At 34.2% G+C, this 18,624-nt stretch carries 17 protein-coding genes and 1 pseudogene; all 18 read left to right on the top strand.

Annotated elements, in window-relative coordinates; translation table 11 throughout:
• The first annotated feature begins 9 nt into the window (after positions 1-9).
• The 18 genes and pseudogenes from DWW86_RS02735 (at position 10) to DWW86_RS02650 (ending at position 18,623) form a co-directional block, all read left to right on the top strand.
• Positions 10-1,221 (top strand): glycosyltransferase, encoded by a 1,212-nt coding sequence (locus tag DWW86_RS02735; RefSeq protein WP_117942186.1) that lies wholly within the window; start codon positions 10-12, stop codon positions 1,219-1,221.
• A 12-nt stretch (positions 1,222-1,233) separates the two neighbouring features.
• Positions 1,234-2,343: a polysaccharide pyruvyl transferase family protein gene (locus DWW86_RS02730; protein ID WP_117942185.1), complete on the top strand. Its 1,110-nt coding sequence runs from the start codon at positions 1,234-1,236 to the stop codon at positions 2,341-2,343.
• A 60-nt stretch (positions 2,344-2,403) separates the two neighbouring features.
• The gene (locus DWW86_RS02725; RefSeq protein WP_117942184.1) at positions 2,404-3,576 is read left to right on the top strand and encodes a glycosyltransferase; all 1,173 of its coding nucleotides are present in this window, start codon (positions 2,404-2,406) and stop codon (positions 3,574-3,576) included.
• Between the two features lie 45 nt (positions 3,577-3,621).
• Positions 3,622-4,272 (top strand): acyltransferase family protein, encoded by a 651-nt coding sequence (locus DWW86_RS02720; protein WP_181985289.1) that lies wholly within the window; start codon positions 3,622-3,624, stop codon positions 4,270-4,272.
• Between the two features lie 897 nt (positions 4,273-5,169).
• Positions 5,170-6,720 (top strand): lipopolysaccharide biosynthesis protein, encoded by a 1,551-nt coding sequence (locus DWW86_RS02715; RefSeq protein ID WP_117942182.1) that lies wholly within the window; start codon positions 5,170-5,172, stop codon positions 6,718-6,720.
• A 1-nt stretch (position 6,721) separates the two neighbouring features.
• The gene (locus DWW86_RS02710) at positions 6,722-7,273 is read left to right on the top strand and encodes an IS66 family transposase (protein ID WP_117942181.1); all 552 of its coding nucleotides are present in this window, start codon (positions 6,722-6,724) and stop codon (positions 7,271-7,273) included.
• Positions 7,274-7,345: 72 nt separating this feature from the next.
• Positions 7,346-7,834 carry a BCCT family transporter gene (locus DWW86_RS02705; RefSeq protein WP_117942180.1) on the top strand — a complete coding sequence of 163 codons (489 nt, stop codon included), beginning with the start codon at positions 7,346-7,348 and terminating at the stop codon, positions 7,832-7,834.
• Positions 7,835-7,946: 112 nt separating this feature from the next.
• Positions 7,947-8,906 (top strand): annotated as a pseudogene (locus tag DWW86_RS02700) (acyltransferase family protein); the annotation flags it as partial.
• Positions 8,907-9,310: 404 nt separating this feature from the next.
• The gene (locus tag DWW86_RS02695; RefSeq protein WP_117942178.1) at positions 9,311-10,432 is read left to right on the top strand and encodes an acyltransferase family protein; all 1,122 of its coding nucleotides are present in this window, start codon (positions 9,311-9,313) and stop codon (positions 10,430-10,432) included.
• A 198-nt stretch (positions 10,433-10,630) separates the two neighbouring features.
• Positions 10,631-11,152, top strand: a complete 522-nt coding sequence (locus DWW86_RS02690; protein ID WP_117942177.1) for a VanZ family protein — start codon at positions 10,631-10,633, stop codon at positions 11,150-11,152.
• Positions 11,149-11,595, top strand: a complete 447-nt coding sequence (locus DWW86_RS17055) for a hypothetical protein (RefSeq protein ID WP_181985288.1) — start codon at positions 11,149-11,151, stop codon at positions 11,593-11,595. Before DWW86_RS02690 ends, DWW86_RS17055 begins: the two co-directional genes overlap by 4 nt.
• Positions 11,596-11,693: 98 nt before the next feature.
• Positions 11,694-12,950 (top strand): AAA family ATPase, encoded by a 1,257-nt coding sequence (locus DWW86_RS02680; protein ID WP_117942176.1) that lies wholly within the window; start codon positions 11,694-11,696, stop codon positions 12,948-12,950.
• Entirely contained in the window at positions 12,944-13,774 is an 831-nt protein-coding gene (locus DWW86_RS02675) for a hypothetical protein (protein ID WP_117942175.1), read from the top strand. Before DWW86_RS02680 ends, DWW86_RS02675 begins: the two co-directional genes overlap by 7 nt.
• Positions 13,775-13,909: 135 nt before the next feature.
• Positions 13,910-15,616 carry an AAA family ATPase gene (locus DWW86_RS02670; RefSeq protein WP_117942174.1) on the top strand — a complete coding sequence of 569 codons (1,707 nt, stop codon included), beginning with the start codon at positions 13,910-13,912 and terminating at the stop codon, positions 15,614-15,616.
• A gap of 27 nt (positions 15,617-15,643) precedes the next feature.
• Positions 15,644-16,447: a Kiwa anti-phage protein KwaB-like domain-containing protein gene (locus DWW86_RS02665; protein WP_117942173.1), complete on the top strand. Its 804-nt coding sequence runs from the start codon at positions 15,644-15,646 to the stop codon at positions 16,445-16,447.
• Positions 16,404-17,033 carry a KwaA family protein gene (locus tag DWW86_RS17660; protein WP_502696631.1) on the top strand — a complete coding sequence of 210 codons (630 nt, stop codon included), beginning with the start codon at positions 16,404-16,406 and terminating at the stop codon, positions 17,031-17,033. Before DWW86_RS02665 ends, DWW86_RS17660 begins: the two co-directional genes overlap by 44 nt.
• Positions 17,034-17,304: 271 nt before the next feature.
• Positions 17,305-17,712, top strand: coding sequence for a helix-turn-helix domain-containing protein (locus DWW86_RS02655; protein ID WP_117942172.1), 408 nt, complete (start codon positions 17,305-17,307; stop codon positions 17,710-17,712).
• Between the two features lie 122 nt (positions 17,713-17,834).
• Positions 17,835-18,623, top strand: a complete 789-nt coding sequence (locus tag DWW86_RS02650) for a tyrosine-protein phosphatase (protein WP_117942171.1) — start codon at positions 17,835-17,837, stop codon at positions 18,621-18,623.
• The last annotated feature ends 1 nt before the right edge of the window (position 18,624 follow it).

Raw genomic sequence — 18,624 nt, 5'->3', positions numbered from 1 at the left:
GGGATAAAAATGCAGATAGAAAAAAAGAAGATTTTGATTGTCTCTCATGCAATGGAAATAGGTGGAGCAGAAAAAGCATTGCTGGGTCTTTTAGAAAACATTGATACAAAAGAATATCAGGTAGATTTATTTTTATTGCGTCATGAAGGCGAACTTCTAAAATATATACCAAACAATATTAATGTATTACCAGAAATACCAGCTTATAGTGTATTGGCGAGACCGATGAAGGATACGCTGAAAGAAGGGCATCTTTGTTTAACACTGGCAAGATTAGTTGGAAAGTATAAGGCAAAGGTGTTTGATAAAAAGAATCAATATACACAAAGCAGTGTTGCTATTGAATATAGTCATAAATACACAAAAAGATTTATGCCGGCTATTCAGCCAGATACACAATATGATCTTGCAATTAGCTTTCTAACTCCACATTATTTTGTAACTGAGAAAGTAAACGCTAAATGTAAAATGGCATGGATACATACGGATTATTCGGTAGTTCAAGTAGATACACAATCAGAACTTAAAATGTGGGAGGAATATGATTATATTGTATCTATCTCAGATGATGTAACAAGAAGTTTTTTAAAGACGTTTCCTGCACTGAAGGATAAAATCATTGTTATTGAAAACATCCTTCCAAACGCATTAACAGAAAAACAGGCAAAAGAGAATGTTTCGGAAGTTTTTGAATCAGATTATATTAATTTGCTTTCTATTGGGCGTTTTACAAATGCCAAAAATTTTGATAATGTACCAGAGATTTGTAAACACATCATTGAAAAGAGTATTAAAGTTAAATGGTATTTAATAGGTTATGGTGGAGAAGAAGCCTTGATTCGAAAGAAAATTACAGAAGCGGAAATGCAGGATTATGTGATAATACTTGGCAAAAAAGAAAATCCATATCCTTATATCAGAATGTGTGATATATATGTGCAACCATCCAGATATGAGGGGAAATGTGTAGCTGTTCGTGAAGCGCAGCTGTTAGGAAAGCCAGTTATTATTACAAATTATGTAACATCAGGAAGCCAGTTGGAAGATGGTGTAGATGGAATTATTGTTCCGATGGATAATGAGGGATGTGCAGATCATATTGCAGAGGTAATTAAGAATGATGAGTTGCGAGAAGTGTTAAAGAATAATATGGCAACAAGAGATTATACAAATTCGAAGGAAATAGAGAAGATATATCATATAATTAAAGATAATGTATAGAAGGAAATTGGAATGAAAATAAAAACAATTACATGCCATGATGTATATAATGTTGGTGCAAGTTTGCAGGCATATGCGTTACAAGAATACTTGAAATCATTAGGGCATGATGTAGAAATTATAGATTATAAACCAGAGTATCTGGTTTCACATAAACTATTAGGTATAGGAAATCCAATATATGATAAACCAGTGTTACGTGAACTGTATCAACTTGCTAAGTTTCCGGGTCGCGTAAAAAGAAAATATGGACAGAGAAAGAAAGAATTCGACAGATTTACGAAAGAGTACCTGTCAGTAACTTCTAAACAATACCATTCTAACGAAGACTTAAAAAGAAATTTACCAGAAGCAGATATTTTTTTTGCTGGGAGTGATCAAATTTGGAATACATTTTTCAATAATGGAAAAGATCCAGCTTTTTATTTGGATTTTGTTCCAATGTCTGCAATAAAAGCATCGTATGCTGCAAGTTTTGCTACAGAAGATGTTTTAGAAGAATGGAAGCCGAAGATAAAATATTGGTTAAATAATTTAGATTTTATCTCGGTGCGGGAGTCTTCGGGAGTAAAGATTGCAAAGAATTTAACTTCTAAAGATGTTGTTCAAGTTCTTGATCCAGTCTTTTTATTAAATGTGGAGGAATGGGAAACAATTGAAAAAGAAGTTAGCGTTTCGGAATCATATATTTTGATATATGATTTTGATAATAATATAGAACTTGTTCAATTTGCGCGTGAGTTAGCTAAAGAAAATGGGTGGAAGTTATATTCATTTTTAAAGAATGATAGGTGTGATAGAAGCTTTGAGAAAGAAGGACCGAGGGTATTTTTGTGGTTAATTCAGCATGCTGAATTTGTAGTTTCAAATTCATTTCATGCGACGGCTTTTTCTATTATTTTTCAAAAACAATTTGTTGTATTCACTCGAAAGGAATCGATTAATACAAGGATGCAGGATTTAGTTTCGCAATTAGGAATATCAGAATGTTTAATTCAAGAAAATGGTAAAAGCAAGTTAAAGATGATAGACTATAAAATTGTAGAAAAACAATTAAGTAAAGAAGTGTCTAATTCAAAAGCTTATATTATGGAAGTATTAAACAGTAAAAAAATAGACTAATTGTGGAATTAAAAAGAGGAAGATTTGACATTATCTAGAATTTCAGGAGTATGTGTAAAAATGAAGAAGAAAATTTTATTTGTGATTAATTCATTAGGATTAGGAGGGGCAGAGAAAAGTTTGACTTCCTTATTGTCGACGTTTGATTATAGCCAATACGAAGTTGATTTATTGATGTTTCGACCAAACGGAATGTTTTTAAGCTTATTGCCAAAAGAAGTTAATATATTGCCGCAACCTAAATTCTTAAAGATGAACTCTTTTAAGGAGCAATTAAAGAATCCTAAATATTTAATAACGCATATTCAAGCATCCATTGGTTTAAGAAAAAATGCTAAACATCGAACTTTACATGATGCGCAATGTTATTGGAAATATGCTGGGAAAGCATTTGATAATTTGAAAGAGAAATATGATGTAGCTATAGCATGGGGACAAGGAAATCCAACACATTATGTGGCTGAAAAAGTAAATGCGAATAAAAAAATTGCTTTTATTAATGTGAATTATGAGGCAGCGGGTCACAATAAAGAATATGATTATCCTTATTATTTAAAGTATCAATATATTGCGGCAGTTTCTGATGAACTGACGAAACTAATCATAGAAGCTTTTCCAGAAATGAAAGAAAAGATTAGAACACTTTATGATATAAATAATGCACAGCTGATATATAAAATGGCTAATTTTTCAAATCCGTTTAAAAAGATAGATAACAAGTTTATATTGGTTACTGCGGGTAGGTTGGTATATCAAAAGGGTTATGATATGGCAGTGGAAGCGGCAAAGCTTTTAAGAGATAAAGGTATTGATTTCCAATGGTTTTTTATCGGGGAAGGCAGTGAAAGAAAAAACTTGGAAGATATGATATCTAAATATGCATTAACAAAAAATGTAATACTAGTAGGTGCAACAGATAATCCTTACATATATATGAACAATGCAGATATATATGTTCAGACTTCTCGATTTGAAGGATATTGTTTGACATTAGGTGAAGCGAGAATTTTAAATACACCTGTAATTAGCACAAATTTTGATGTTGTATATAATCAACTTGTTGATGGTGAGAATGGATTGATTGTTGATATGAAACCGAAGGCAATTGCAGAGGCGATTGAACGCATAAGCAGAGATTCGGTATTACGAGAACATATAGTTGACAATCTGAAGAAAGAGAAAAAAGGAAATATAGAAGAAATAGAAAAATTATATAATTTATTGAATAGCTAGATTAGACAATAAGGAATAGTAAAAAATATGAAACAGAAGTCTGTAATGGGTGGATTAGATATAGCTAAATTTTTAGGAGCATTATTAATTGTATCGATACATACTCGACCCTTATTAGTATGTGGAAAAGAAATAGATTATTATTCAAGTGATGTTTTTTGTAGAATAGCAGTTGCGTTCTTTTTTATGTGCTCTGGATATTTTACATTTACAAAAATGCAATATGATAATAATGGAAAAATAGAAAATTCAAACAAAAATAGAAAACAATTGATTAAAAGTGAAATACGAATTATTACTCTATATATTATGTGGTCAATAATCTATTTTATAGTTGAATTATTACAATGGATGTCTGTTAAAGAGATTTCGTTTATACACTTTTTAATTGCTTTTGGAATTAGTTTTTTTATATATGGTTCTTATTATCATTTTTGGTATATGCTGGCTTTGATTTATGGGATTCCGATTATATATTATTTATCACTTAAGATTAATAAGAAAAAACTTTTAATTATTGGAAGTGGACTGTATTTGGTACATTTAGTTATCAATTGGAACTCAGTGTGTCCTGAATTGAAAATTATATCATTGATTTCAGGGATAAATATTTTTCCAGGAGCATTATCATCTACGATTTTTATAGGAATTCCATTTATGATATGGGGGGGGCTGTTTTCAAGTATTTCAGCATAAGAGCAAAAAAGTCTGGTTGTTTTTTTCGATAATTGGATTGTACTTAGAAGCAAGAGTTCTCCTTCATAGATTTAATATAACATCATTGAATTATATTATATTTACTGTGTGTGTAACTGTTTTAATATTTCAAGTTTTCTATGAAATGAAATTATCTGGTAACCAATATAAATGGTTTAGAAATTTAAGTACAGTTATTTACTGCATTCATCCTTTGTGGATAACACTTTTGAAAAAAATGGAATGGCAAATGATACCTATTTTATTATTTATAACAACAATAATATTGAGCTTTCTTTCTGGCGTAGCACTAACATTATTATCTAAAAAATTTGTTTTTATTAAAAATATGTATTGAGAGAAGTATTTATAGAAATAAAGTAGTAAATTTTGGGGTTACTAACGTATTTGAAGCGAAATTTTAAGATAAAGGAAAAGATCATATACCTGTATATAACCCTGATAACCTGCAAGAACAAAAAAATATATATTTTTACTGACAACTACCTTGACAATCAGCGGAAGCAAAAAAGATTCTTATCAGTAATAAAACTGGATACTATTATTATCAGCAGAATATGAATAGCATTATAAAAACATATCAATCTTGGCAGATGCTGGATTGTATATATGCTCATCAGGATAATCGAAAATTTTATAAAAAAATAATCTTCAGGAAGCCCTTTTATGGTGTGATACTACATACAGTTTTGTACTAATTGATGTGCTAAAAAAATGGAAGAAGAGCGGAGCAAAAAAGATTCACGATATAAAGATGTAAAGAAAACGTACTCTTTACTGATAGGAGAATTTTTAAGAAATCCATATATTTTACAAAAACAAAAAATTTTGTTGATATTATACTGGATTATACTTTAAAAGGAAAATGAATATATTATGAAGAAAAATATTAAATTTTTAAGACAGTTGGATGAATCTAGAAGTGTCCAAATGATGATTAATCTAGTTGCAAATTTAATATCATTTGCAGTAACTTTAGGTATTAGTTTCTTTCTGTCTCCATATATAGTTCAGAAATTGGGGGCAGAAGCGAACGGATTTATTACATTGGCAAATAATTTTATCAGTTATGCAACTTTGGTGAAGACGGCTTTAAATGCTGTTGGAAGTCGTTATATCATTGTTTCGTATCATAGAGGTGAAATAGATAAAGTTAATAGATACTATTCCTCGTTATTTTTTGGCGATTTAATCATTGGAGTCGTAAGTTTTATTATAGGATTAGCATGTATTTTTAGATTGGAAAATCTTATTAATATACCTGAAAACTTGATATTTGATACAAAAATATTATTCTTTTTGGTTTTTTGCAATTTTTCTTTTAATACAGTAGCCGCAGTGTTTTCTAGTGCACCTTATATTAAGAATAAAGTATATTTGCAGTCGATTCGAGATATACAGTGTAATGTGATTCGGGCGATATTATTAGTTATGCTATTTACACTACTCCGTCCAAGAGTGTTCTTTTTGGGAATAGGAACAATAGTGTCTGGTATTATTTTAATAGTTTATAATTACATATATAAATGTAGGTTAGTTCCAGAATTAAGAGTGCGTAAGAAAAATTTTTCGTGGAATTCGATAAAAGAATTGTTGTCGCAGGGAGTCTGGAGTTCGCTTTCATCTCTAGGGGAAATGTTATTATCAAGTTTTGATTTACTTATTACAAATCTGCTTATCAATGTAACGGAGATGGGAATTCTGTCAGTTGCAAAAAGTGTTCCGAGTATGATATCGGGAATAGGGCAGACGATGGCAAGTGTTTTCTTTCCTGAAATAACGATATGCTATGCTAAAAATGATACCAAAGGATTAGTGGATGTAGTGAATCAATCTTGTATGATAATTGGCGCAATTGTTACAATTCCGTTAGCGTATCTTATTGTTTTTGGAAGTGAATTTTATGGTTTATGGCAACCAACATTGGACTCAGAGAAGTTACAGATATTGTCTATTTTGACTTGTGCAGGTTTTATATTGTGTGCGGGATGTAACTCTATTGGTACGATATTTACAGTTACTTTACACGTGAAAGAAAGTGCATTGAGTGTATTAATAACAGGTATTACAAATACTGTTTTAACATTGGTGCTTGTAAAAACGACAAGCTTAGGCATTTATGCAGTTGCTGGGGTAAGCAGCGTGGTAGAAACAATCAGAATGTTGGTTTATATTGTGCCAAATGCTACAAAATATGTAGGAGTGAAAATAACAACATTTTATCCTGTTATTGCAAAATCCTTTATAAGTACAATGGCTTTATGCATTGTAGGATTTGGATTGAAGCAGATTGTTGTTTGCGACACATGGTTAAGGCTGATTGTTATTGCCATAGTCTTTGGTGTGTTGGGACTGGCTATTAACTTTCTTATAGTGTTAGATAAATCAGCAAGAAATAGGATAATTCAAAAAATAAGACAACAATAGAGTGAAAAATTTAAGCGCTTACGAAACAGTCAGCCGGATCGCAGCAATCTATCATCTGGACAACCAGATGGAGGGACAGCCTGCAAAAGTCAGAAAGATGTACCGTCAGGCCAATATCAGACCTCTTGTAGAGGCCTTCTTTTCATGGGCAAAAGAGATCCAGACTAAAAATCAGCTTTCCAGAGGAAAGACTCTGGATGGGATCAACTACTGTATCAATCAGGAAGTTTCTCTGAAAGCTTTTCTGGAAGACGGTGATATTCCTATGGATAACAATGCGACAGAAAGTGCTCTGCGTAGCTTTTGTCTCCATAAGCATACATGGAAGCTGATCGACAGTCTGGATGGCGCAAATGCCAGTGCCATTATCTACAGCATCACAGAAACGGCAAAAGCTAACAATCTGAATCCTTTCCGGTATCTTGAACATGTCCTGACTGTATTGAAGGACCACCAGGATGACAGGGAATACAGTTTTATAGATGATATCCTGCCATGGTCTGAAAAACTTCCAGCAATATGCCGGAGCAAAACAAAAGCAACTAATATTTAAAACCTTGCCGCCGGAAACGGCGGCTTAAAGTTATAGCAGTACGGATAGTTTACCGTATACGTAAGACAGACAATTCTGGGAGGATATGTATTTGGAGTTGGTTCTACAGTTGTCAGTTTCATTGTATTAGGAGATTATTCGCTGGGGCTTCAGACATCAGGGGCGATGGACTTTATAGCTGAATATAATAAGTCAGGCGATCTCTATGATATGATCATTAAAATAATTCAAACATTGCCTTGCGCACCGTTGGTGTTGGTGATTATTTTAATTACTATGATTGCCTTTTATGCGACATCATTTGATTCGATAGCATATACTGCATCGTGCTATAGTTATTACAGTTTAGAAGAAAATGAACAGCCTCACCGTGGAGTAGAATTGCTGTGGTGCATTTTACTTATTGTTTTGCCTATTGCGCTAGTCTTTTCGGAAAGCTCGATGAGTAATCTCCAGTCTGTGAGTATTATTGCAGCTTTTCCAATTGGAATTGTTATTGTAATGATAACAGCTAGCTTTATTAAGGAAGCAGGAAATTATCTAAAATGTCATAAAAAATAGAGTATTAATAGGGAATAGAGGTAGACGAAGTGCAGACAGTTAAATATAATTTTAACAGACAGACAGACAGACAGACAGACAGACAGACAGACAGACAGAGTATCTTTCATATTATAGAGCCTTTGCAGTAATCTGCATATTGTTGTGTCATTTAGTGGTAGAAAATTCTAATGTTTATGTACAAATGACAGCACAATTATTTAATATAGGTGTAAATATTTTCATCATTATTTCTGGCATATGTTTTGGTCTGCAGGGAGCAATTAAGAATACTACAAAATGGTATAAAAAAAGGTCTTGCCGTATTTATATTCCGTATGAAACTTTTTTAATATTTTTAGCGGTGGTATATCTGATAACAGGTAGACATCTGCAGTTTGGTAATTGGATTTCATGTGTTATTGGAGTGCAGGGTGCTCAGGTAGGTGTATTAGGTGCGGATCATACATGGTTTCTTACAGCATTATTAATTTGTTATTTAATAACACCGATATTATCAAAGATATTTTGTAATGTGAAAATAAGAAATGAATGGAAGTTGCTGGTACTTATTATAAGCCTGTTTTTACCAATACTATTGGCATATATTCCGTGGGTAACATGTCATACAATTGGAGCATATGTATGTTTCTATGTAATAGCATATTGGTTTGGAACAAAGTTAAAAGATGGATTTCAATTTAAAAATAAATATTTTATTTTATATGTATTAATAATCTTATGTGCATTTGCAATAAGGTTTGGAGGTCGAATTCTCTGGGACAATACAAGATTCTATAATTGTATTATTGTTGGTTATACGCAATATATAGCAGCGGGTAGTATGCTGGCAGTGTTCGCAGTGATTTTTCCCCAAAATAATGGTAATAAGTTACTTAAATGGATTTGTAAAATCAGTTTTGAGATATATTTATATCATTATATGTTTATTGTAGGGCCAGTATCGTTAATGAATATAAATGGTAATTGGATTATTTCATCACTTATAGTAGTAGGTGTGACAATTGTCGTGGCTATGTGTATGCATTTCATCACAAATTATATTGAAAAGTACATATTAAAATTTAAATGATTATTTTTGGGCGATAACACTGCAAATTCGGCAGACGGGAAGCTGTCTGTCCGATGATGCGAGAAATGCTTAGTTTGCGATTGTGTTGGTAGAGAGTTGAATGCCTTCAACCTATAGATGTTTTTAAAAATGTTGGGCAGTATAATGCACACATTGTTTTTTCAAATTGGACATTTGATTATTTATAAGAGAATGCATCTCCTGAATATGTTAAAAAATTAATGCCTAATTTGGAATATGTAAAATAGGTTTCTTATCAGAATGAAGAGTTTACTTTTTATAAGTTTTTAACGGAAATTTTGAATTATTCAGATTAAAAGTAAGTGACAGAAAGTGAGTGGGCAATTATAGTTTTGTAGGGTGTCTTAAATCATGTAGAAAAAGGAGCGTTGTAAAGTTGAATTATGAAAAGTACAATATTGACAAACAAACAAACAAACAAACAAACAAACAAACAAACAAACAAACAAACAAACAAACAAACAAACAAACAAACAAAGCTGACGTATGCTGATACGAGAATGATACATGGGTTATCCGTTCTGGCAATGATAATATTACATTTGTTTGATAGATTAGATTATTCTGGCTTATATGTACCAGTGCTTTTTCTGGCAGGAAAACCGTTGATTTTTTACATTGCACAGTTGAGCGATTTTTGCGTAATGGGGTTTGCTTTTTGTTCAGGATATGCTTTATATAAGCAATTTCAGGAATCAGATATAAGTACATATGTAAAAAGACGTGGTAAAGGTTTGCTTGTTTTATTAATAAATTATTGGGTTGTATTATTTGCGTTTACTATTATAAGTGTTTTAGCAGGTAATGGTGAAAATATACCAGGATCTATTGGTGAATTCGCAGGTAATTTTTTTGCTGTTAATACAACTTATAATGGAGCATGGTGGTACATATTTATTTATATGGTGTTAGTTGTGATATCACCGCTTATATTTAAATGCTGTGATAGATTTCCGATGTGGATCAGTGGGGCTGGCTTATTATTAGTATACGCCTCTGCATATTATGTAAGATTTTATATGCCGACCACAAATTGGGGGCTGATTAAGTACGGCACATTTGGAATGACGTTATTTGAATTTTGCATAGGCATATATTTCTTGAAATATAATTGGATGGAAAAAATAAACAAAGTCATAGGAAAGCTGAAAAAATGGCAACGCATATTTATTGGGATTGTTTTATTAGTAGGAATACTTATAGGACATACTTTGATTGTTCCGAGTTTGTTTGTTGCACCATTTACAGGAATACTTATTATAGTATTGTTCCTGACATGGAATAAACCTAAATGTGTAGAAACGTTTTTTATGCTGATAGGAAAACACTCTACAAATATTTGGCTAATACATATGTTCTTTTATCTTTATATTTTTAAGAATTTAGTTTATGTAGGACGATATCCGATAATTATATTAGGATTGATGTTGGGGATTTGTATTGCGTGTTCATATTTATTAAATATGGTGTTGGAGCCGATGGCCAGAAGGATTAAAAATAGGTAGAATATTAATAATGAATTGAATATTCTTGTTTTTAGGTATTGTATTGATTGAATCTACTCCGATTTTCTTTGAAGCCAGATATATGTTCGTTTATAATCTTGCTTTGCCGGTTTTGATCTGGATGTTTTTTTTAGGGAAAAGGCGGGTGACTTGATGAAAAATACTGTGAGTGTTGCACAGAAAGAGGGAAATTGAGGCATGACGTTTTATACATTGCCGATGAGGGAAGTATTTAATTTGATTATTTCAGGCATTCTTTTATGGATATGTCTGGAAATTGTATTTAACACCGAAAAGATTGAACAGTACAGGATATGGAAATATGCGAATGCCTTTTTGTGCATTGTTGCCATTGGATTGATTATTAAGTTTACCTTGTGGGGAAGAAACCCGGGGACAAGGGAGCTACAGCTGATTCCGTTCGATGAACTGATGACAATGGAAGATAATGAGGAAGCAATCCGCACAATGGTGATGAATGTAGTTCTGTTCCTTCCATTTGGCCTGACCCTGCCGTATGTATTTGATCATATAAAGAACAAACGCCGGAAATGGCTGCTTTGTATATGGATTGGATTTCTGGTGAGTGTTAGTGTGGAGAGTATTCAGTACGTATTTACACTGGGAAGGGCAGAGACGGACGATGTAATCTGTAATACACTTGGGTGTGCGCTGGGGGTATTGGCAGAGGTGGTTGCGGAAGGGATAAAGAAAAGATGAACATGGAAATTGTGGAGGAATTCATTATGCATCACGATTTAGACATCCACCCAATTCCGGAGAAAGTTCTTTATATCAATGATCTTTCAATTGCAGATGCTGCTTTTGGTTACGAGACGGAAAAACAACATCAAAAGGCGCTCACTGGGAAAATTCATTCTGATGGAGGCATTTTAGCTGATGATAATGTCCGTATTTACGTACCACTGGATTTAAATGCCGACCAGATATTGAGCAGACTGCAACAGATTTATCGAGTTATGGGCAGCCCGAATGACATGAATGAAATGGAGTTTTCTTACGAAGTAGGAAAGATTATCTCACAACTTGAAATATATGATCAGGTGTGGGTGACGCGAGATCTAAAAAATGCGGTAAGAATTGAAGAATGTCTTCATAGCACCAAAGGAAACTGTCTGTCAGGTGGTGCGGGTGCAATATAAGTTCTATGAGAAATCACAGAAATTTCGACAGATATATAATATAAAATATGATATAATGAGACTTATTAGATTGGAAATATGCGAAACGGAGTGAAATCATGATACAGAATTTTTCCTGCAAGAATTTTAGAAATATTACAGCGGAGAACTTATCGTTTGAAAAAATAAATATTCTTATAGGACCAAATAACTCAGGTAAGACTAATTTTATCAGAGCATTTACTTTTTTGGCTGAAATGCTTGATCGGGCTGATGAGGGGAACTTAAGATCATCTTTTTTAAATGCAGTAGCCAGAAATGGCTGGGGGCATATGTTGAACAATAAAGCAACCGATGATAAAGAAATCAGATTTTCATGGAAGCTTGATTTAAATGGAGAGCCGGTTGAATATGTATTTGCCTGTACGGTTGGAAATAATATAGAGAATTGTAATATTGTTCTGGAAGAGCTTAACTCTGCTGCTAAAAATGAAAAATATTCGCAGGCGTTTAATTATTTTCGATGTCATGATAGAACACTCGGAAAGGGTGTATTCTCAAGTGCTGTTGAAAAAGGCAAACGTAATACAAGATTAAGATTTAATCTTGATAGCAAAGAATCTCTTATTTGCCAGTTCAAAGATATTCTGTTAAATAATGCCAGAATTTATGGTAATACATTAGTAAGAGGACAAATCCAGAGACTGTTATATCAGATTCAGGAGTACTTTTCTCAATACAGCGTTTATGCGACTTCTAAATTTAATACAGGAAAAATGCGAGCCCCGGTCAGTGTGAAAAATCTTGACAGTATATTAAGTTATGATGGAGCAAATTTTACAAATGTGTTTAATCATTACAAATCCGCAGATATTATGTGGAAGTCCAGATTTGAATCTTTTATGAAAGAACTTATTCCAAATCTGCAGATGGTAGATACAGTTACAAATTATGATAATTTGATTTTTAAATTGGTATATGGTGATGAGCAATATGATTTGTCAGATATTTCGGAAGGTACTTTAAAGGGCCTGATTCTTAATATGTTGATCAATATGCCGATGGAAACGAAGAAATCAATGCTTGCGATTGATGAACCGGAGAATAATCTGCATCCGGCATGGCAGAAGGTAATAGGAAACTGGATTCAGACATCTGAAAACTATGAACAATGTTTTATCAGTACACATTCACCAGATTTCCTGGATGTATTTACAGAGGAGTTTAAATATGAAAATGTTGCAGTATTTGTATTTGACAATAATGGCACAATTAAAAAGATTACATATGCCGATATTGCAGATGAATTAGGTGAATGGGAACTGGGAGACCTGTATAGAACGAATGATCCTGCTTTAGGAGGGTGGCCGTGGTAAACAATCGAATTGCCTGTTTTTTGACATGTGGATATACCGAGGCAGGTGCAATGCAGTTTTTCTTGCGCAAAGTTAATGATGAGTTTGAGTACAAGCAGTACCTGCCAAATAAGACAATTAAAAAGAAAGGTTTTCCTAAAAGTATTGATAAAGAGATAAGTGGATTGACTGGAGAAAATCTTCTGAAAAAGGTATATGAAATTCTTGATAAACATAAAGATGAAATAAATTGCTGTCGGGCGGTTCTGATTGAAGATGATTTAGACGGAAAATTTCACAATTGGACGGATAAAAAAATCGATTTGTATAAAAAGGAGATTGTGGATCGGGTTCGTGACATTCTGGAAAACAAGGAAATGAAGGTGTTTTTTCTATTTGCTTCACCTGAAGCAGAAGCCTGGTTTGTGGCAGACTGGGATAATGGATTTAAAGCCTTATATGAAAGTAATTCTATAAATGATCTGGAGTATTCGGAACGACAATTTTTTACACATCAATTAAAGCAGTACCTTGATCGCGAAGTCTTAAAGGAGTATGCGGATGATATTGAAATGTATGGCTATTTTGGGGATGAATATCTAAAACTAAGTGACCAGATTATTCGGGTTATTTTGGAGGATATTAAGAAGTACCTGCTTGAAAATAGTGCTAATCATACATATGCTGAAAAAATCTCAGCTTCCAGAAATTTGTACTATTCTAAGAAGTTACATGGTGATCGAATGATGAGAACGATTGTACCGGATATTTTGGGAGCACGTTGCCGACATTTTTTCAGACCGACATATTTGGAATTGAGTGATTTTACAATGGGAGAAAGTTAAGTGCAATGAAATAAGAAATGAGTTTTCGATGGACAGCTGCAGGTAGATTTTCTTTACGGAAAAAAGGTTTCATGGTATCATTATTTTATCAGCATTGATATCGTGAAATCTTTTTTTGATTGTGAGGTATGTGTGATGGGTGCTAAGAAGAGACTTCCGGTGGGAATAGAATTTTTTGATGAATTAATCCGGGAAAATTTTTACTATATTGATAAAACGGGATTAATAGAGGAACTTCTTAATAATTGGGGAAAAGTGAATCTGTTTACCCGTCCGCGTCGTTTTGGAAAGTCTCTGAACATGAGTATGCTCAAGACTTTTTTTGAAAGAGGCTGTGATCCGTCAATATTCGAAGGATTGAAAATATCACACAATGTGAAACTTTGTGAGCAATATATGGGGCAGTTTCCGGTAATTTCAATCAGTATGAAAGGCGTAGATGGGCGAACATTTGAAGCGGCATGTACCGCATTGAAGGGAATCATTGGTACTGAAGCAATGCGTTTTCAGTTTCTGGAAGACAGCAAGATATTGTCACAGAAGGAAAAAGAGCTGTACAGGCAGATTATCAGAATAGACGAGAAGAATCTTGACGTTTATGCAATGTCGGAGGGGATTTTACAGCAGAGCCTTCTGAATCTGTCTGCATTATTGGCGAAACATTATGGCAGACAGGTGATTCTGCTGATTGACGAATATGATGTGCCGTTGGATAAAGCTTTTCAATACGGATACTATGATGAAATGGTATCACTTGTCCGTAATCTGTTTGGAAATGTATTAAAAACAAATCCTAATTTATATTTTGCTGTTCTGACGGGATGCCTCAGAGTTTCGAAAGAAAGTATATTTACCGGTTTGAATAACTTTAAAGTATTGACGATTACGGATGTCAGATTTGATGAATATTTTGGTTTTACGGATGCAGATGTACGGGGGATTCTGGAATACTATGGACTGATGCAGAAGTATGATGCTGTCAGATCCTGGTATGATGGATATCAGTTTGGAAAGGTAGACATATATTGTCCATGGGATGTGATTAGCTATTGTGACAAATTGTGTTCAGATCCAAATGCACAGCCGGAAGATTATTGGTCGAATACGAGTGGAAATGCGATTGTACGACGGTTTATTGATAAGGCGAATTTGCAGACGCGTAGTGAGATTGAACAGTTGATTGAAGGCAGGGAGATTATTAAGGAAATCCATCCGGAGCTGACATACAATGAACTGGATGCCAATATTGAAAATCTTTGGAGTGTCCTTTTTACAACCGGATACCTGACGCAGCGTGGTGAAATTGAAAACGGCAGATTTCATCTGGCTATTCCAAATCGGGAAATCAGGAATCTTTTTATCAGACAGATTCGTGAATGGTTTAAAGAATCAGTGGGGAATGATCGTCGGAAGCTGGACAATCTTTGTGAGGCTTTTCTGAAGAAAGATGCAGAGCTGATTGAAGAACTGCTGGGGGAATATTTGTGGAATACAATCAGTATTCGCGATACGGCTGTTTTTGAGTCAAAAAAAGAAAACTTTTATCATGGTATTTTACTTGGCCTTTTGGGGTATAGAAATGACTGGCTTATAAAATCCAATGCAGAATCAGGAAATGGGTATAGTGATATTCTGATCGAAGCACCGTCAAAGCGAATCGGAATTGTCATTGAAGTGAAATATGCAGAAAATGGTGACATGGATACTGCCTGCACAAAAGCAATAAAACAAATTGAAGAAAAACAATATACAGCCAGATTGCAGGAAGATGGTATGCGGACTATTATCAGATATGGAATTGCATGCTATAAGAAAGAGTGCCGGGTAATGGTTGAGGGATAGGGTACCAATTATACCAGAGAGTGTGAGTTGACACCGCCAGGAAAAATTGGTTCGTTTGCACATGAATTAGCAGATAAATATTCAAAAGCAATAGAAGATGGCAAATATGCCAGCGTGGATGAGTATACAGGGGATATTGTAGGAAATGTGATTTACAAACTTGAGGGAGAAAACGCACTGATTTCGGAAGCGTATGGACAATTGCGTAAGGAACTTGCAAATCCTGATACAGAGGGGCGAATTAACGATACAAAATTCAATGCGTATATGCTTCTTGGAGAAGTAGAGCTTGGCTCTGAGACTGTTCCGATAAAGTTTATTTCGATGCAATCGCCAATGATGAATATGAAAAATAAATTTTGGTTTAAGATTGAAAGGAACGCGTTCAGGGAAATTGATGAGCCTATATTAAATTTAAAAAAATCTATAGATGTAGTTATCTTGAAAGATACAATATACATGCTCACGCTTGCAGGTGAAAACTTATTTGCGATGGAAAGAGCGTACAAAGCAGTTTGTAATAATAAAGTAAATGAAATTATAGAATGTGGCTTTCTAACTGATGAGGCAGTATTTCAGAAAATTGCAACATCTGGTCAAAATCCAAGAAGATTTGTGGCATATAATCAGTCTCGGCTTGAGGCTATGAAAAATGTAAGTAAAAGGAAAAAACTGGCGAAGATGTTTAATCTTAAATTAAGTGGCAGCAACATCGATACAAACGATGAGAAAACAGCTACACGACTGGTAAAATTTCTCTGCAATAAGGCGATGCTGGATCCATTGAATGATTTACCAGTGGAAGTGGCTGCGGCCAAGAGCTGGCAGTGATACGGGGGCTGTGATGATATTTCAGATGAGCATGTATTATCTTTCATTTGCACCACTTTGGATTTTGGTATTTTTGACAGATATTTTCAGCATATGTGACAATGACAAATATTTGGTAACAGAATATATCAGTATTGTGCTGATTCTGTTTTTCATGGTTATTGCAGTGCGGCGAATGAGAAATAAATTGAATTCTAAAAACAGTGATAATGTGAAATGTATATGTCTGGAAGAAGTACAGGAAGAAAAGTTCCTTGTGGCAGAGTTTTTAATGTCTTTTATTTTTCCGATGTTTGCATTTGATTTTACAAATCATCAGGGAGCTGTTTTATTTTTGGTGTTTTTTATTATATTTGGCTGGCTCTGCATCAAACATAATTATTTTTGTGTGAATGTAGTTCTTGAAGTTATGGGTTACAAAATATATAACTGCAAATATAAGAATGAAGACAACGAACTGGTTGAGAAAAAGATATTAAGCAAAAAGTATTTAAAAAAGAATGTTGGCGAAAAAATACGAGTGAGATATCTGAATAATGAATATGTTTTAGATTGCACGGAAGTATTAAAAGAAGAGCTAAATTAAGGACAGCAAATAAGACAATCGAGACTGTTTTTTTTATATGGTAAATACAATGAATGTATGGCACAATAATTGTGATGATTCCGATTCAAGCAAATATAATGTAAAATTTGCTGATCTTACAGGGAAAGAAAAAGAAGAATGGTATGATAAGATAATTAAACAAAAAATAAAAAACTTCCCCTCCCCAGAGTGATTTTTCTCGATTTTTTACGTATTTATTATAGAGAGGTTTTTAGCCTGTCAAATAATACGATGGGGAGAAGAGTTACGAATGAAGAAAAGAACAGCAGACAGTACAATTAATGACATAGTGAAAACGAAACGATACAACCCTGATCAGAGATGCAGTGAACTGATTCGGCATATTCAGGAGCATTGTGAGAGAAACTCAGTTTCTTATTATGCATTGGCGAGAGAAGCTGATATTTCTACATCTACGCTGCATGCGTTGATGTCGGGAAAAACCAGACCATATTTGTATACAGTTTATAAAATTTGCAATGCATTAGATATTTCGATACTGGAGTTGATGGTGGAGGATGAGGACAGAGCGGTGAGGACAGGACTGAACCACAGGGAAAGAATGCTGATCTCGCAATACCGGAAGTGTTCAGAATCGAAGAAACAGATGCTGGAAGTCTATATGGACATGCTGACACAGTTTAAAGAGAAGAAGTGATTCGAAATTTATAAAGTTTCGTATACTTTTCGGAAAAAAGGTTTCATGGTATGATGATTTAAGTGAAAATCATTGCCATGAACCTTTTTTCTTGCTATAATTAAACACCGTAAAAGGCGACGATGCAGATTTATGTCTGTATTGTAGAAAGGACGAATGCAAAGAATATGGTCGATATACATGCACATATTCTGCCGGGGCTGGATGATGGCGCTGAATCTGTGGAAGAAGCACTTCGGATGGCGTCGATTGCAGCAGAATCCGGAATATATCATATGGCGGCGACCAGTCACGGAAATTATTATCCCTATACGATAGAACAGTATAAAGATGCATTTCACAGATTACAGGAAGCGATTACAGCGCATAAGATTCCATTGAAATTGTATTCTGGAATGGAAATTTTTCTGGATGATGATGCTTTTTTGCACCTGGAGCGAGGAGAACTTCTTACATTAAATCATACGAATTATCTTCTGGTGGAGTTTGATTTTGGAGAAATGCCGTCAAATATGATCAGGCGTATCCAGAAGCTGCAGAAGATGGGATATCGTGTGGTTGTGGCACATCCGGAGCGATATATTGCTGTGCAGAAAGATCCCGAGCTGGCACTCTTTTTGTATGAGCAGGATTGTACGCTTCAGGTTAATGGAGGAAGTCTGCTTGGGATGTTTGGACGCAGGTGTCGTCAGGCATCTGAGCGGCTGATGGGAGAAGGGATAGCGGGTGTGATCGCGACAGATGCGCATGATACAGAATACCGTTCTCCGGATATTCAGGAACTGATGCATTATCTTACACAGAATTATGGTTTTTCAGTAATGAAGATGCTGTTATCGGAAAATCCGAGCAGAATCTTAAAAGGTTATGACATTCTCCGACAGGAGTATGAAGAGGGAAAAGAGGAGTAGA

Origin of the sequence: Ruminococcus sp. AF17-22AC, assembly GCF_003460065.1 — a bacterium.
Taxonomy (GTDB): Bacteria; Bacillota; Clostridia; order Lachnospirales; family Lachnospiraceae; genus Blautia_A.
This window is presented reverse-complemented; position numbering and strand designations above follow the sequence as displayed.

Coding starts and splice junctions, on each gene's coding strand:
- DWW86_RS02650 (WP_117942171.1), top strand. CDS start 17,835: ATGCAGATTTATGTCTGTATTGTAGAAAGGACGAATGCAAAGAATATG.
- DWW86_RS17055 (WP_181985288.1), top strand. CDS start 11,149: ATGAACATGGAAATTGTGGAGGAATTCATTATGCATCACGATTTAGAC.
- DWW86_RS02730 (WP_117942185.1), top strand. CDS start 1,234: ATGAAAATAAAAACAATTACATGCCATGATGTATATAATGTTGGTGCA.
- DWW86_RS02715 (WP_117942182.1), top strand. CDS start 5,170: ATGAAGAAAAATATTAAATTTTTAAGACAGTTGGATGAATCTAGAAGT.
- DWW86_RS02695 (WP_117942178.1), top strand. CDS start 9,311: ATGAAAAGTACAATATTGACAAACAAACAAACAAACAAACAAACAAAC.
- DWW86_RS02655 (WP_117942172.1), top strand. CDS start 17,305: ATGAAGAAAAGAACAGCAGACAGTACAATTAATGACATAGTGAAAACG.
- DWW86_RS02680 (WP_117942176.1), top strand. CDS start 11,694: ATGATACAGAATTTTTCCTGCAAGAATTTTAGAAATATTACAGCGGAG.
- DWW86_RS02735 (WP_117942186.1), top strand. CDS start 10: ATGCAGATAGAAAAAAAGAAGATTTTGATTGTCTCTCATGCAATGGAA.
- DWW86_RS17660 (WP_502696631.1), top strand. CDS start 16,404: ATGATTTACCAGTGGAAGTGGCTGCGGCCAAGAGCTGGCAGTGATACG.
- DWW86_RS02725 (WP_117942184.1), top strand. CDS start 2,404: ATGAAGAAGAAAATTTTATTTGTGATTAATTCATTAGGATTAGGAGGG.
- DWW86_RS02690 (WP_117942177.1), top strand. CDS start 10,631: ATGACGTTTTATACATTGCCGATGAGGGAAGTATTTAATTTGATTATT.
- DWW86_RS02670 (WP_117942174.1), top strand. CDS start 13,910: ATGGGTGCTAAGAAGAGACTTCCGGTGGGAATAGAATTTTTTGATGAA.
- DWW86_RS02720 (WP_181985289.1), top strand. CDS start 3,622: ATGGGTGGATTAGATATAGCTAAATTTTTAGGAGCATTATTAATTGTA.